Genomic DNA, 13,582 nt, shown 5'->3' on the forward strand with positions numbered 1-13,582 from the left:
TCATATTCACCTACACTGCTTAGTTGGCCCTTACAGTACGACTCTCAATTTGTCATATAAAAGACTTCAGGATGAATCTTAATGCCAACAGCTCGGGTGCGCTTAAATCGGTCAATTGGCGTGTGTATATTTGCCGTGACGATCGCCACTCAGGCCGCCGAAAATTCCGAACGCGAATTGGAGTATTTACATTTAAACCTTGAACAACTGCTCGCTATAAAAATTTTCACTGGCACTAAACGCGATGAACCCCTCAAAAAAATTCCGGCCAGCGTTACGGTTATAACCCGCCACGATATTGGTAACCACGGCTATCAATCGTTACCAGAATTACTACGTAACCTTCCCAGCCTTTATACCCTTGACGATACGCAGGATCTTAAAGTAGGTTTGCGTGGGAACACCGGTGGCGCCATACAAGTTTTGTTAAATGGAATTCCCCTCGGGCCAATCGCTGTTAAAGGGCTGAGGCTCTCAAACCGCTCCCAATACAACATACCCATTGAGGCCGTCGACCGAGTTGAACTTATTCGTGGACCGATGTCGGTTATATACGGAAACAACGCGTTTAAAGGCACGCTTAATATCGTCACCAATGACTTTTTACAAAGCCGTAATCGCATCACCGCGAGTACCGGCAATAACGACGCTCATTCGGTGTTTTCTCGCTACGGTAACACCTTTGATGACGGCCACTGGGGCGTGAATGTAGGCGCAAGCCGCAATGGCGGGTACACTGGCCGCTATGCCGATATGATGAGCCCCGAACAATTTGCGGCGCTAGACACCAACATGCATACCACTATGCGTGGCGATATGGATGAAAAATCTCTCAGTGTAGATTCTTCCGCGCAATTTTCACAATGGAATGCTGGGCTTCGCTATAGCCGTATGCACTATGGCAGCTATGCTTTAACGCCATCCTTTTACAGAGGGAATAAGCAGGTCGACACTAATTTTCTAGCCAATGTTGGATTTAACCAAGCTCTCTCAACAAAGTGGCATTTTAGTGCTCTTGGCACCTATAGCGCCCACGACATTCTCCTAGACCCACTCGACATGGTTAGCCCCGCCGTTAAAAATAGTGATAATTACCATCATCAACAGTCTGAACGATTCGACATAGAATTAAATTCAATTTATAACAGTTCATCAAATATTGAGGTACTTTTAGGTTACCGCTTTAGAACGTTATTTAATACGATTCGCGATGCCTACGTACCCACTATCGGACTAAATTATTACCATCAAAACACAACATCAGCGCTGCACGATATTTTTTATCAGCTGTCGTGGCAGGTTACAGAAAAACTCCAGCTGGTAGGCGGAAGCCGATTAAATTTTGCTATGGAATCCCAAGGGGAAAATAATGATCGTACTACCCACGAGAAAAATACCGTAATTTACCAAGAAGGTGGCAACCATTATTCCGTCCCTAATATAGCCGCTATCTATGCTGTTAATACTCACCATACCTTTAAGCTACTTTACGGAGAGGCATTACAAGACCACAGCGATGTTAACTTTTCGCAGCCTGAAAATTTTGAAACGTACGAACTAAATTATCTTTATAGCTATCCTACTGTTTCACTCAATATTAGCGCATACCAATCGACCACCAAAAATTTACTACGCTTTGCGCACCAGTTGAATAATACCACTCTTCAGTATGATGAGGTTTCGGCGAATAACGGGCTCAATACTAGTGAAGGGATAGAATTAATTGCGCAGTATCATCCTTCTCCATTTTTGAAAATAGAACTTAGCGCAGCACACCAACACACCGATGATATTCAATATCACCATATTAACGCTGGTGAATCACCAGAGCGTTTATTAAAGGCTAAATTAAGCTATCAACATAATAAAATTCGCTACGGCATAAGCTTTCGCTACGTCGGAAAAATGCTAACCGACTATCGGTATTTATCGTCTCAAATATTAGGCGATTACCGCCGCATAGGTGAGCAGGTAAGCAAATCACAATCGTTAGACCTCAATATTCGCTATGCACCCAAACTGCAAGGGTTCTTTACACAACTCCATATTGAGAACATGACCGACAACGATATTCGCTACCCTACAAATGGGCTTATTGACCTAGAGCAAGGTTTAATCGTACCTGGCCGCACCATAGTACTGACGGCGGGCTGGGAATATTAAGGCTAGGTTAACAGCAGCCCGCAACCTTAGGTCTCGCGCAAAAAAATAACTCATCCGGCCAATAACCCGTTAACAATGCGAGGCATTACAGACGTTTTACCGCAGCCCATTCCATTCTATAGCACTCAATTGACCTTCTGTCTTACCTCTAGCGCTGTTACCATCACGGTCACGGTCAATTGCCTACTCAATGAACACCGCCAAGGAACACAAAAATGCAATGGAACTGCCTAAGATCACACCTGATAGTTATCTGGTTTTCCTGTTTACCCCTTACTAGCTTTGCAACACAGCCAAGCCCAACACCACTAAAATATTTCGCGCAGCTACCGGATGTTAATGGCCTTTCGCTATCGCCCGACGGCACTAATCTCGCATCACAAATACGCATTGATGTTGATGGCACCAACGGTACAGCCGTACAAATTAGCAACATTAAAAGTGGCGAAGCCAACATTTTGCTGTTTAGCGACAACACTCAGTACTTTATAGACTCTGTTTACTGGAAAGATAACCGTACGCTTTTTGTCACAACATGGTACCCCTCTAACCGCAATACTTGGTTAGGCATGAGCCAATATCGCTCGAAAACACGTGAAAACCGCCTCTTAATTATCGATACCCATACCGGCGCGGTTTCATCGCCTTACAGTTCTAGCTATCTACGTAAATTCAAGATTCTGCCCACGGACCTTTCTTACGTGCTGGACACACTACCCAGCGACCCCGATCACATTCTGTTTTCCAGTGCGAGTATACAAAGACAATATCCCTGGTACCCACTTGTCCATAAATTAAACATTAAGACACAGGTAAAGAGAGTTATTCAACGGCCCGAACAACACGTTTATGACTGGATGACCGACCAGCAACAGCGCGTTCGAGTGGGCTTTTGGGGCGACGAGGAAAAGAAGGCTACGCTTATTAAAAACGTGGAAACCGGAAAATGGGATAGATTTTGGCCCTACGAAGATTTCTCCGCTGACCAAGTAATCGCTAAAGGCTTCGACAAAGATCCTAACATTCTCTATATCAACGCCTATCATAATGATTTGATGGCGGTATTTCGTGTTGACCTGCGCGATAAAAACTTAACACGCGAACTCGTATACGCCGATGAACATTACGATGTTTATGGGTGGCTGGTTTACTCAAACCTTACAGGTGAAGTGATTGGTATAGGTGGTGCGACCAACGGTAGCACACGTTTTTTTGACGCAGAATATCGAGCACTACAAAATGGTATAGACAAAGCGTTACCCGATACCCGCAACTTTATTTATTCGGTAACCGATGATGGATCAAGATACCTGGTTTTTTCCACCGGCCCAACTGAATCGGGTACCTATTATCTAGGCTCTCGAAACCCAACATCACTCGAACCCCTGGCCTATCGCTACAAACAACTACCCCCCGATATTCTCGCTTCAGTCGAGCGTATTGAATATAAAGCACGGGATGGCCTCACCATCGAGGGCTTCCTTACTACACCCAGCGATCGGCCCAAAAAAGATCTCGCCACTATTATTTTCCCCCACGGCGGCCCAGTTTCCCGTGATTCCAAAGCTTTTGATTACTGGGCTCAATTTTTTACTAGCCGTGGCTATGCCGTGTTACAGATGAATTTTCGGGGCAGCACAGGGCAGGGCCTTGAGTTCAGGAAGTCTGGCTTAAAAAAATGGGGGAAAGAAATGCAAGACGACATTGAGGATGGAGCCTTGGCCCTCATAGAGCGCGGGATAACGGACCCCAATAAAATCTGTATTGCCGGCGCAAGTTATGGAGGCTACGCCGCACTTATGGGCGTCACCAAAACGCCGGACCGTTATAAGTGCGCAATTAGTGTAAATGGCGTGAGCAATGTTAAAGAGTTAGTCATCGATAATCGTGCCTTTTGGGCAACCTATAATATTATAGAAGAAATGATAGGGGACGATCTCGCAGAGCTTAAGGCTATCTCGCCGTCTTATCATGCCGATAAAATAAAAGTGCCCGTGTTATTGATTCACGGCGAACTCGATCGACAAGTACCCATAAAACATAGCTACCAAATGCGCGATGCATTAGAAAAGGCAGGTAAAGACGTAACGTTTATTGAACAACCTAAAGAAGATCACTATCTGGCCAACGAAGCAAACCGTATAGCTGCCTTTACTGCAATGGATGCGTTTCTGGCTAAACACCTACCAGTGAACGCCACTCCAGTCGTCAACGCGCCATAGCCTCTCCGTCGAACAGCGTGACGAGTATACGTATCGTCACGCTGTTTTCTTCAAGGGTGGACACGTAGTTCCCGTATTTATAACACGCCGTTAACGGAGCTCAGTATCCCTTATACCTACCCGCTAACCAATCACTAAAAAAATCGTCTATACAATAGAATGTTTGCATTGTGTGTAAGGCAAACGTCTTGTACCAAACGCGTTAAAGGCGATGCATGGTGTTCTCTCATTCCCTGAATAACCTACTAGACAACGAAGGGGAGCTGCAACGCTACTGCCAGTAGAATAAACTCATCACCTGCGGTAACCTTGCCACCGATATAGTAACCGTTTGATATTGCCTCGGAAAAACCCCATGCCAGAGAATCTCCATTCAGTTAATAACGCCGGTGATACTCGCAAGCCCGTCGACGCAGTTATTACATGGGTAGACGGTACAGACCCCGCGCATCGAAATAAACTGGAAAAACGACTTGCGCAAGTGGGGCGTACACCACCTAAATCCGTTGGCGGTTCGAGGCTCGTAGACGCAGGAGAATTAGCGCTTTGCGTAGCGTCTCTGTTAAAAAATGCGCCTTGGATTCGCACCGTTTATATCGTAACGGACAATCAAACGCCGTCCTTTCTCGATGCCATGGCTAACCCCGCATTAAGATCGAAAATACAAGTAGTTGACCATAAAGCTATTTTTGAGGGTTACGAAGAAGGGCTTCCGTCGTTTAACACTCGAAGTATTTCAATGCTGTTATGGAAAATAAAGGGGCTTTCGGAACACTTCCTCTATTTGAATGACGATTTTTTTATTATTCGCCCCGTCGAAACGCAAGATTTTTTTCGCGATGGAAAAATTGTTACGCGCGGGCACTGGAAATACTTATACAGTATTAAGGTCGAGCTTATTCGTTTTCTCTCACGCTTTATCGAAACGTTTAGGCACAAACACGCTAAACCAGGCTATTTAAAAAGCCAATATTATGCAGCGAAAGCCTACAGCCTTTACTACCGGTTCATGAGCGTCGATCATGCACCACATGCCATGAGCCAACATTATTTTTCGTCGTTTTTTCAACAGCACGCTGAACACGCGCGGCACTTGGTGAGCTTTCCGTTTCGCTCCGTTCAACAAATTTCAGCCGAGAGCTTAAGTGTTCATGCCGCACATAAAGATGGAAATCTCGTTTTAGATACTAAAAACAAGACCATGATTATTCACGCTTTTGATAGCCCAGCTAAAAAAATTCAAAAACAACTCGCAATCGCCGAGCAAAATGCAAACATTGCATTTCTCTGCATACAGGATTTGGCTGGTGCTAGTGAATCCGTCCAAACAACACTTCGAGACTGGCTTGAAAATCAAATGTTAGATTAACGTTCACCTCCTAAATTTACATGCAATAACACCGCACTCAAAAAAATTCGCCAGTTAACACTACACCTCTTCAATTTTAATTCACTCGATAACCAACCACACTATTACTGTAGTTTACATCGATATGTTTCACACAAAAGTACGAGCCTAATGCCGCTAAGGCCCATTTTTTATCGCTGAAGCACAACCCCACTCGCACGACGAATCGATAATTACCACGCTAGCTATAGCCAGTATTACGCTGTACTCTAACCTTGGGTTTGATCGCACAGTATTTGCACTATTCAGCGCTTGGACACTGTGCATGTAAGAATATTCGATTCCACTGTATCGACATTTATTGAGCTTACCCTTACACTTCGCAAACGTTGGTTAAAGATTATTCTGGATGTAAGTTATGGCACTTCATGGATTTGATGAGCTGGTAGAAGCCTTAGCGAGCGCATTAGTGCATGCCCGAGAGACGGTAGAACGCCAGCACTTAAGAACCATTCAAAACTATTTTACAAAAAAGGGCGATAAACTTATCGCCAAAACAACCACCATTCATGTTCCCGATTTAGATTCTAACGGTGAACCAGAGCTAGAAGTTAAGGTACCGTTATTTTCGTTATTACCGCTTAACTCGCTCGTAATTGATGAAGTTACCGTAGAATTTGACGCATACCTTTCTACCCTTAGTAGTGACCCCACCAAAAGCAAAGGGCCAAAACGTATGCAAATGGAGTTGGGCGGCCACGGGATGCTGGGCAAGAATAAAAATAATGTAAGAGTTTCGGTAAAAGTAAAAGGTGGCGACCCACCTGAAGGGCTTATCAAACTCAATGACAGTATCGTTAAGAGCATTCCTTAAAGCTGTTAATCGTGTCATTACTCAATTTTTTGTAATAATCATCACGGTTTAAACCGTAAGTACTACCCAACAAGACTCAACAAGGAGACTCAATATGCCAATAGGTGATCAATTCGCTGGCCTACCAATGGAAGAATTAATTGGCGGCCCATTAGCGGCATCCTGTATTGCGCAATACAATTTAGCGCAAACCATGGTTACGTTTATCAATCAAATTGGTTTCGACGACGGAAAAACCAAAACATTAGATTTCGACCTAGAGAGACCCGTCGATAACGGCTCCGGCACGCTGTCGACCGAAGTCGTATCGGTAAAAGCACCATTATTAGGTTTAGTGCCCATTCCAGCCTTATTGATTGAGTCTGTAACCATCGATTTTAGTATGGAAGTAAAATCCTCCACTACCTCAAAATCGGCAACAGCCGCATCAGTAGAAGCAGAGGCAAGCGGTGGCGGCGCCTTCTGGAAAGGTTCAATTAAAGGTAAGGTTTCCACCAACCGTGAGAACACACGCTCTACCGATAATACCGCTAAATATAACGTAAACGTTGTTGCTCGCCAGCAACAACCGCAAGAAGGTATGGCTAAATTAATGGATTTAATGGCGAGTGCTGTCGATCCTATTAAAATTGCAGCCGGTGGCGGTGGCGGTGGCAATTAAGTTAGCGTTTAGATGAGTTCATTCTAATTGTATGGCACTCCTTCCTCACATTGCTCGGCGCTATCGGTCGTTTTCTTCTACCGTTATCGCGCGAGCAATGCGTTTACTCGCTTGGCGGCCTTTTCAGCATTCGTCAATGCCCAATACTCTGGGCGAACCCAACCACGCCGATAAATGTGCCCAAAAACAACAAGACGACCTAAATAGCATTGTCAATTCTCACCTACTGCAGGTGCGCGCTATTGAGCAGCGGTACGCTAAACAGGGCTACAAAATCACCTTTAAATAGGCTTACGAGTGCGATACTGCTTATGAGATTACACTCAATTGACGTGCTCATTTTCTAAGGATTTTTTTGAAAATTCAGCTTACAGAAGAAGAAAGCGCAAAGGTTTACGAGATTCTCGGCGAACCTTTTTTCGAACAACTTCGAAGGAGTGAACAACGGTCGCGCATCATGCGGTATAGCAGTATGGTTATCGCACCCCTTGTTATAGCGCTAAGCCTTTATCTATTATTAGCTCGCTAAACGCGTCCTACACATTATCAACCCGGCAAAATTACGAACCCTGCGATAAAAGGTATCCGCTATGAATGAGGTGACAAAAAGCGAAGCAGCGCTCACCGCTACACAAACGTATGCACTAGCTCAACAATACGAGAAGGGCGACGGCGTGGAGCGCAGCATTCAAACCGCAGTAGAACTTTACGAAAAGAGCGCCATTAAGGGCCACACCGATGCTCAATTTACCTTGGGTATTTTTTACGCGCAGGGCACGGGTGTAGACCAAGATATAGACGACGCACTGTTCTGGTGGAAAAAAGCCGCACGAGCGGGGCATGCTAAAGCACAATTTAATTTGGGTGTTAGCTTTTACAATGGCCAAAGGGGCAAACCCAACTATGACGAAGCCATAAAATGGTTAGAAAAATCCGCTCGTGGTAATAATGTTAGAGCAACGTTTTTTCTAGGTCGGGAATACTATACTGGCCAGAATATTCCGCAAAATTTTGGTCTCGCCCACAAATTACTGCTAAAAGCCGCGAATCAAAACCTTTTAGATGCACAATTAGATGTTGGTCTCATGTATGCTTTAGGCCAAGGATTGCGTAAACCAGACCAAGTAGCAGGATTTGCGTGGGTTAAAGTCGCCGCAGACCAAGGCGCCGATAACGCAAAAGTTGTACTCGACGCATTCGATAAAGATTTTAATTTTTCCGCCGCTAGCAAAGCAAAGGCCGAGCAATTAGCCAAGCAATTATTGCTAAAAGTGAACCCATAATACGGGTTGCAATAACCCCAACTAAACTTTATTACCCGCAGTATTTACTCACCTCGAACCCTTGCACTCGTTTTACACGGGTAGATGTACAGCGATACGATTCTCGTCAATAACAACCGACAATTAACGGAGTCATGGTGAAATGACAGTTAAAGCAGAACCACAATCGCCAACAAGTACATCGAATCAACCTCACCAAGACGAGCAACAAAATGTGTCGTTCAGCGGTGCAAGTAACGCGGCTAGCCCCGCATTACAGCGTTTTCTGCCTGTCACCCAGTGTAAGCATACACATTATGGTGCGCAGCACGCTTTTAATAATGTCCCTCACTCGCCCTTGTCACCCCAGCACGCCCTTCAATCTAAAGCCAATACTACCGGTATACCGAACGGTTTAAAGCGCGGCATAGAAAGCCTCTCGGGCTACTCTATGGATAACGTAAAAGTGCATTACAATTCAGCTAAGCCTGCACGCCTACAGGCACACGCTTATGCTCAGGGCAACGAGATACACTTGGGGGCAGGCCAAGAGCGACACCTACCTCATGAAGCATGGCATGTGGTGCAACAAAAACAGGGCCGCGTTCAGCCTACCTACCAGCTAAAGGGCCACACACCCATCAACGATGAAAATGGTCTAGAAAAAGAAGCCGATATTATGGGCGCAAAAGCCCAACATCTCGGAATGACAGGGCTCACTAACAGCGCCCTTCCGCGCATGGCTTCTCCTGCAAGTACCAACGGCGGCGTCTTTCAGTGCCAACGAAAAATAGGTTTCGAGTTAGAAGATGCTAACTGGAATAGCTGGAAAAAAAGCTGGGTAAGAGACCCGTACTGGCGATCGCCCACCGATAAGCGTAATTGTAGGCCGATGACTAAACGCGAGCGAATTCACCAAGGCAACGGTTTCAATTTGGAAGCAGATGAGTTTGTGGGCGACGCTGGGCTTATTTCAGATATTGAGTTCGTAACCGCACCTTTTCCATTGACCAACGCGGGCCGCCAAAATCTTGTGGGTGCCATGAATGGCATCGCTGCTATTTACGACCGCATAACCCCGTTGCGCGGCCGCAATCATGCAGAAGGTAATTTTATTAAGCATGATGAATCCGCTTTTTCTAACAACAAAGCCATGCTGTCATTAGGGGCCGCCAGAGCACACTTAAAAGTGCAGGCCACACAGGGATTTCGATTGAGTGATATACCTAAAGCCTACAGCGCCTTAGCCAAACCCGCTGCAACTTCCGACACGCCAGAACTCTATGCACAAGTACAATATGCCGTAGTGGGTGATCGCGATGCCACCGCAGAGGTGCAACTGAACCCTTTGCGTGAAGCGCCAGAGCGCGCGTGGATCGCCGTCGATTATATTATTGACAACATGCCTGACGCAGCTGACATGGAAATCAGCGTAGAGGCGTTACACGATATTCACGGTTTCTTCACCGCCTTGATTGCCTTTGTCAATATGATGAAAGCGCCCTTGGTTATTCAACGCGGTGCGAAAACTTTTACCCCAATGATGCACCGCAACGATTTCGCGACATTGTTTGCATTACTGCCTGATCCGTTCAAGGCCGTTTTTCGCACCCACCGTCAGTCATTTACGGATGCCGTGATCGCAGGCATTGTAAATGCCCCCGGCGACAACATGGCCGCTTATAACCCCGTTGCACATCGCGGGGTAAACCTGTTTGACAGTTTTATTTTGGACGCTGGCGATCGCCGACGCTTCCTGGGTACCGACGAGGTTCCAATTGAGTTGCCAACCTTTGTCGGCCCAACTCCCGTTAGTTATTATGTTTTGCCACCCTCCTTTACGGTCGCTCGGTGGGTAACCGAATGGATGAACGGCGACCACCCACGCGATATTCTTACAAAAGCCCATTTTGAGTTTGCGGCAACCAACGCAATCGACCTGGCCCCCGTGCTACCCGCCGGTCTTCAAGCCGTTCAAGCCGCAATGGCACCCGCCACCGCAGCGCTAATCGACTGGGGGCGAAGTACTTTCGTCAACGGTCGCGCTAAACTGGCCTTTAATTACAACGCATTAGCTGAAAGACAAAAAGACGTGTTAAACGATTATGCACGCGGTTTAGGCGGGTTGGGTGGCGCCACAGACCCAGATGACCCACGCTTAGTGCTCATTGAAAACCGTGGTATTGCACCGGACATAACCGGCCCAGAAGGTCAGGAAATTAATCCGCTGGGTGGTGGAAAGCTCGACGTCGCATCGGCGAGGCGGTCAGTCTATTCTTACTTTGATGGCATGCGGGGGCTTTTCGGTGAAGAGGAGTAACAGCATATAAAATTCTAGTTTTTAGACTGTCTCACATTCAGTGTAGTACGCAAAACCTACCATTCGTTCTTTACACGCCGTTCACACCTTATGCCTTACAAATAACTCAACGCTAACACTTAGCGTTGAGTTATTCCGTTCAGTATTACGGAAGATGCTTCGATAAAAATTCTTGCGCTGCAGTCATCAACTTAATGGTGCGTTCTGAATCTTCAAAAGAGTGCCCCAATTCTTTGTCTATATACAATTCTACTTCAGCGTCGTATTTTTTAAGCATTAGATGGTAACGGTAGGCATGCTCAACATTCACTACAGTATCGTCTTCCCCGTGGGCGATGAGTAGGGGGCGGGTTAATTTACCGGCGTTATACAACGGAGATATCGATTTTAGACGATCATACTCTGTACTAGCATCACCAATAAAATCATTAATCCATTGCTGCTGGTCAATTGAACGTTTTTTGCCAGACACATAAAGATTAAGATCGTACACCCCAGAAATAGCAACGCCGCATTTGTAAATATCGGGATATTGCGTTAACAATGCCGCTGTTGCATACCCGCCGTAACTCATACCCATCAAGCACGTTTTTTCCGCAGCAATATCATCACGCCCCCGAATGTTTAAGGCCGTTTTATGGATATCGTCCAATATTAAATTGCCCCATTCTTTTTTACCACCATCGTAAAGTGCAGTGCTATGCCCACTAGAGCCTCGATAATTTACTCGTAGTACCGCATAACCTTGAGCGGCAATAAACTGCGTAACCTCATCAAAATAGGGCGAGTCGTGTACGCCTATAGGGCCGCCGTGGGGAAGCACGATTAACGGGTGTGGTGCTTCTTTGTTAGGTGGTAACGTTAGAATGTAAGGTATTTCGAGGTCATTAATTAAAAGGGTATCTCGAAATTGCCGCGACGGTAACGCCGCCGTAATAGTGGTATTTAATTGGCCCAGCGTTATGCCACTGTTAGTCTTCGGTGTGTTCAGTATAAACCGCCCAGGGTAGTTATGCGCTTCGACGTAACTAAGCGTTACACTGCCATCGAGACTATAATTATAGAGTGTATTAATATTATCGCTATTGGCTTTAATATTCGGTTCGGAGTCTGCAATATATTCATGTACCGTTGTACCGTTCTTTAATACCTTCACTCCAATAAAGTTACGCTCTTCGTCAATAAGAATATTAAGAATTTTATACGAGGCCGTTTCGTAAATTTTTTCATGTAGCCCTGTTTCAAAGTCAATGCGGTATACCGATTTTTCAGTCTCCTCGTTGATATCTAGAGAGTAAAAACTTGACCCGCTCTTTGCTAAAACGGTGGGTATCAAATGCGGCACGTCATTCTTGGCCGCATTTGCTTTATCGTCATCACCCCACACTTTGAGGATTTTGGGTTCTTCTATATTCGCCGTAAAAGAAAAGAGTGTTAGCTTGCCCTTCGCAAAGGCCAATACGGACTGTGGAATTCCTTCGTTGTTAAAGTACCAGCGAATCGCGTAGCCGTTGATGGATTGTAATTCATTGACTTTCTTAAATTGCCCACCGTCTATGCGGTCCAATTTTCCCAGCCTAGCCTTATCAGCGGCAAGTTTTTGAATGTCGAGCGAATACACTTTAGAGGCAATACCACTTTTTGCGTAGAGCAACGTGTTCGCCGAATGGGGTAGAGCATGTGCAAGCCACCCTTTGGTTCGAACACTGAGTATTTCGATCTCGCTGCGGTTCATAGCAAGGCGCAAAATGAGTAAACGGCGGCTTAATTTTGTATCGAGTAAATCTTCAATCCCTTTATGTATTTCGCTAAACTGCAGCGCCAAATGCTTATCGTCTAACCACACGAGCTCGCTTACCGAAGCATCGTTCTCTACATACTCTGCTGCAGAGAATATAGTCGACTCAATTAAAGTTTCAGTATCGATCAGGGTAACCACCGGCTCACCCTCGACAAGACGCACAGCAGCCAATTGTTCGCCATTGGGCGATACAGTAGCATAGACCATATCGGGCTCGCTAAAAAAATCGTTCGCGGGAAGCGCTGCCAAGAGTGTCTGACAAAAAAATGCGGCAATAAACCATACGGTCAATTTGAGAGTTCGTTTCATACTAAAGAGGCTCCTTACTGCTATCCATTAATGCCTGATAGAAATCATCCCTATAACCTGCGGCTGATACAATGGGATAGTCCGCTATAAGTCCAGCATATTCCGTTTGTATGTCTTCTAACGTTTTACCCAAATGATTCAATCTCTTAACAATAACGTCATCCGTAGCCCGTTCTGCCTCTATCAGTAATTTACCAAAATAGTTTATTTTTCCAGCCTCTATGTCAAATTGCCAATAAGGTTGACCTTTAGTGTCCATGCGGTAAGGTAAATCATAAAGCGGTGCGTGAACCTGTGTTACGTGATAGGCACCTTTTTTGGCTGTCAACAGTAAAAACCGCTTGTCTATACCTTTTAATTTTAAGGTTACAGCGCCGCTGGAACTGCTCCTACGAGAGTATTCAATGGCAGGCGCTATGCCGCCCACATCGAGTTCTATTAATAAGTAACCGAAATGTTTTTCTAACGGCGGATAAAGAGGCGGTGTTTCTGCTTCGCTATTTTGGGCGAACGCAACCGGGCAAGTGTAAACAAGCAAGGCCAATAGGCTAGCGACAAGAGGGCGCGAAAAATATGTAAGCATAGCGGTACTTATTTTAAAGTAATGAAAAAAAGCATGTAC

The 13,582-nt window shown here is 45.5% G+C and carries 10 protein-coding genes; 8 read left to right on the plus strand and 2 right to left on the minus strand.

All coding sequences use genetic code 11. From position 1 onward, the window contains the following. The first annotated feature begins 81 nt into the window (after positions 1-81). The 8 genes from H5647_RS03310 (at position 82) to H5647_RS03345 (ending at position 10,850) form a co-directional block, all read left to right on the plus strand. Positions 82-2,163, plus strand: a complete 2,082-nt coding sequence (locus H5647_RS03310; protein ID WP_045856280.1) for a TonB-dependent receptor plug domain-containing protein — start codon at positions 82-84, stop codon at positions 2,161-2,163. 215 nt (positions 2,164-2,378) lie between these two features. After that, positions 2,379-4,385: an alpha/beta hydrolase family protein gene (locus H5647_RS03315; protein ID WP_052691847.1), complete on the plus strand. Its 2,007-nt coding sequence runs from the start codon at positions 2,379-2,381 to the stop codon at positions 4,383-4,385. A 355-nt stretch (positions 4,386-4,740) separates the two neighbouring features. Then, positions 4,741-5,754: a stealth family protein gene (locus H5647_RS03320; protein WP_045856283.1), complete on the plus strand. Its 1,014-nt coding sequence runs from the start codon at positions 4,741-4,743 to the stop codon at positions 5,752-5,754. Between the two features lie 397 nt (positions 5,755-6,151). Continuing rightward, positions 6,152-6,607, plus strand: coding sequence for a DUF2589 domain-containing protein (locus H5647_RS03325; protein ID WP_045856285.1), 456 nt, complete (start codon positions 6,152-6,154; stop codon positions 6,605-6,607). Positions 6,608-6,701: 94 nt separating this feature from the next. Continuing rightward, positions 6,702-7,268 carry a DUF2589 domain-containing protein gene (locus H5647_RS03330; RefSeq protein WP_045856287.1) on the plus strand — a complete coding sequence of 189 codons (567 nt, stop codon included), beginning with the start codon at positions 6,702-6,704 and terminating at the stop codon, positions 7,266-7,268. A gap of 31 nt (positions 7,269-7,299) precedes the next feature. Then, positions 7,300-7,557: a hypothetical protein gene (locus tag H5647_RS03335; protein ID WP_045856289.1), complete on the plus strand. Its 258-nt coding sequence runs from the start codon at positions 7,300-7,302 to the stop codon at positions 7,555-7,557. 301 nt (positions 7,558-7,858) lie between these two features. After that, positions 7,859-8,551 (plus strand): tetratricopeptide repeat protein, encoded by a 693-nt coding sequence (locus H5647_RS03340; protein WP_052691848.1) that lies wholly within the window; start codon positions 7,859-7,861, stop codon positions 8,549-8,551. A gap of 142 nt (positions 8,552-8,693) precedes the next feature. After that, positions 8,694-10,850 (plus strand): eCIS core domain-containing protein, encoded by a 2,157-nt coding sequence (locus H5647_RS03345; protein WP_082086942.1) that lies wholly within the window; start codon positions 8,694-8,696, stop codon positions 10,848-10,850. Positions 10,851-10,995: 145 nt separating this feature from the next. Here H5647_RS03345 and H5647_RS03350 read toward each other — a convergent pair whose 3' ends face one another. Both H5647_RS03350 and H5647_RS03355 read right to left on the minus strand, forming a co-directional pair. Beyond that, positions 10,996-12,960, minus strand: a complete 1,965-nt coding sequence (locus tag H5647_RS03350; protein ID WP_045856292.1) for an alpha/beta hydrolase family protein — start codon at positions 12,958-12,960, stop codon at positions 10,996-10,998. A 1-nt stretch (position 12,961) separates the two neighbouring features. After that, positions 12,962-13,543 (minus strand): hypothetical protein, encoded by a 582-nt coding sequence (locus tag H5647_RS03355; protein ID WP_045856294.1) that lies wholly within the window; start codon positions 13,541-13,543, stop codon positions 12,962-12,964. Positions 13,544-13,582: the final 39 nt, after the last annotated feature.

Origin of the sequence: Teredinibacter purpureus (assembly GCF_014217335.1) — a bacterium.
Classification (GTDB): Bacteria; Pseudomonadota; Gammaproteobacteria; order Pseudomonadales; family Cellvibrionaceae; genus Teredinibacter; species Teredinibacter purpureus.

Bases quoted from the DNA above. Each gene is read 5' to 3' on its own strand.
- H5647_RS03310 (WP_045856280.1), top strand. From the start codon at position 82: ATGCCAACAGCTCGGGTGCGCTTAAATCGGTCAATTGGCGTGTGTATA.
- H5647_RS03315 (WP_052691847.1), top strand. From the start codon at position 2,379: ATGCAATGGAACTGCCTAAGATCACACCTGATAGTTATCTGGTTTTCC.
- H5647_RS03320 (WP_045856283.1), top strand. From the start codon at position 4,741: ATGCCAGAGAATCTCCATTCAGTTAATAACGCCGGTGATACTCGCAAG.
- H5647_RS03325 (WP_045856285.1), top strand. From the start codon at position 6,152: ATGGCACTTCATGGATTTGATGAGCTGGTAGAAGCCTTAGCGAGCGCA.
- H5647_RS03330 (WP_045856287.1), top strand. From the start codon at position 6,702: ATGCCAATAGGTGATCAATTCGCTGGCCTACCAATGGAAGAATTAATT.
- H5647_RS03335 (WP_045856289.1), top strand. From the start codon at position 7,300: ATGGCACTCCTTCCTCACATTGCTCGGCGCTATCGGTCGTTTTCTTCT.
- H5647_RS03340 (WP_052691848.1), top strand. From the start codon at position 7,859: ATGAATGAGGTGACAAAAAGCGAAGCAGCGCTCACCGCTACACAAACG.
- H5647_RS03345 (WP_082086942.1), top strand. From the start codon at position 8,694: ATGACAGTTAAAGCAGAACCACAATCGCCAACAAGTACATCGAATCAA.
- H5647_RS03350 (WP_045856292.1), bottom strand. From the start codon at position 12,960: ATGAAACGAACTCTCAAATTGACCGTATGGTTTATTGCCGCATTTTTT.
- H5647_RS03355 (WP_045856294.1), bottom strand. From the start codon at position 13,543: ATGCTTACATATTTTTCGCGCCCTCTTGTCGCTAGCCTATTGGCCTTG.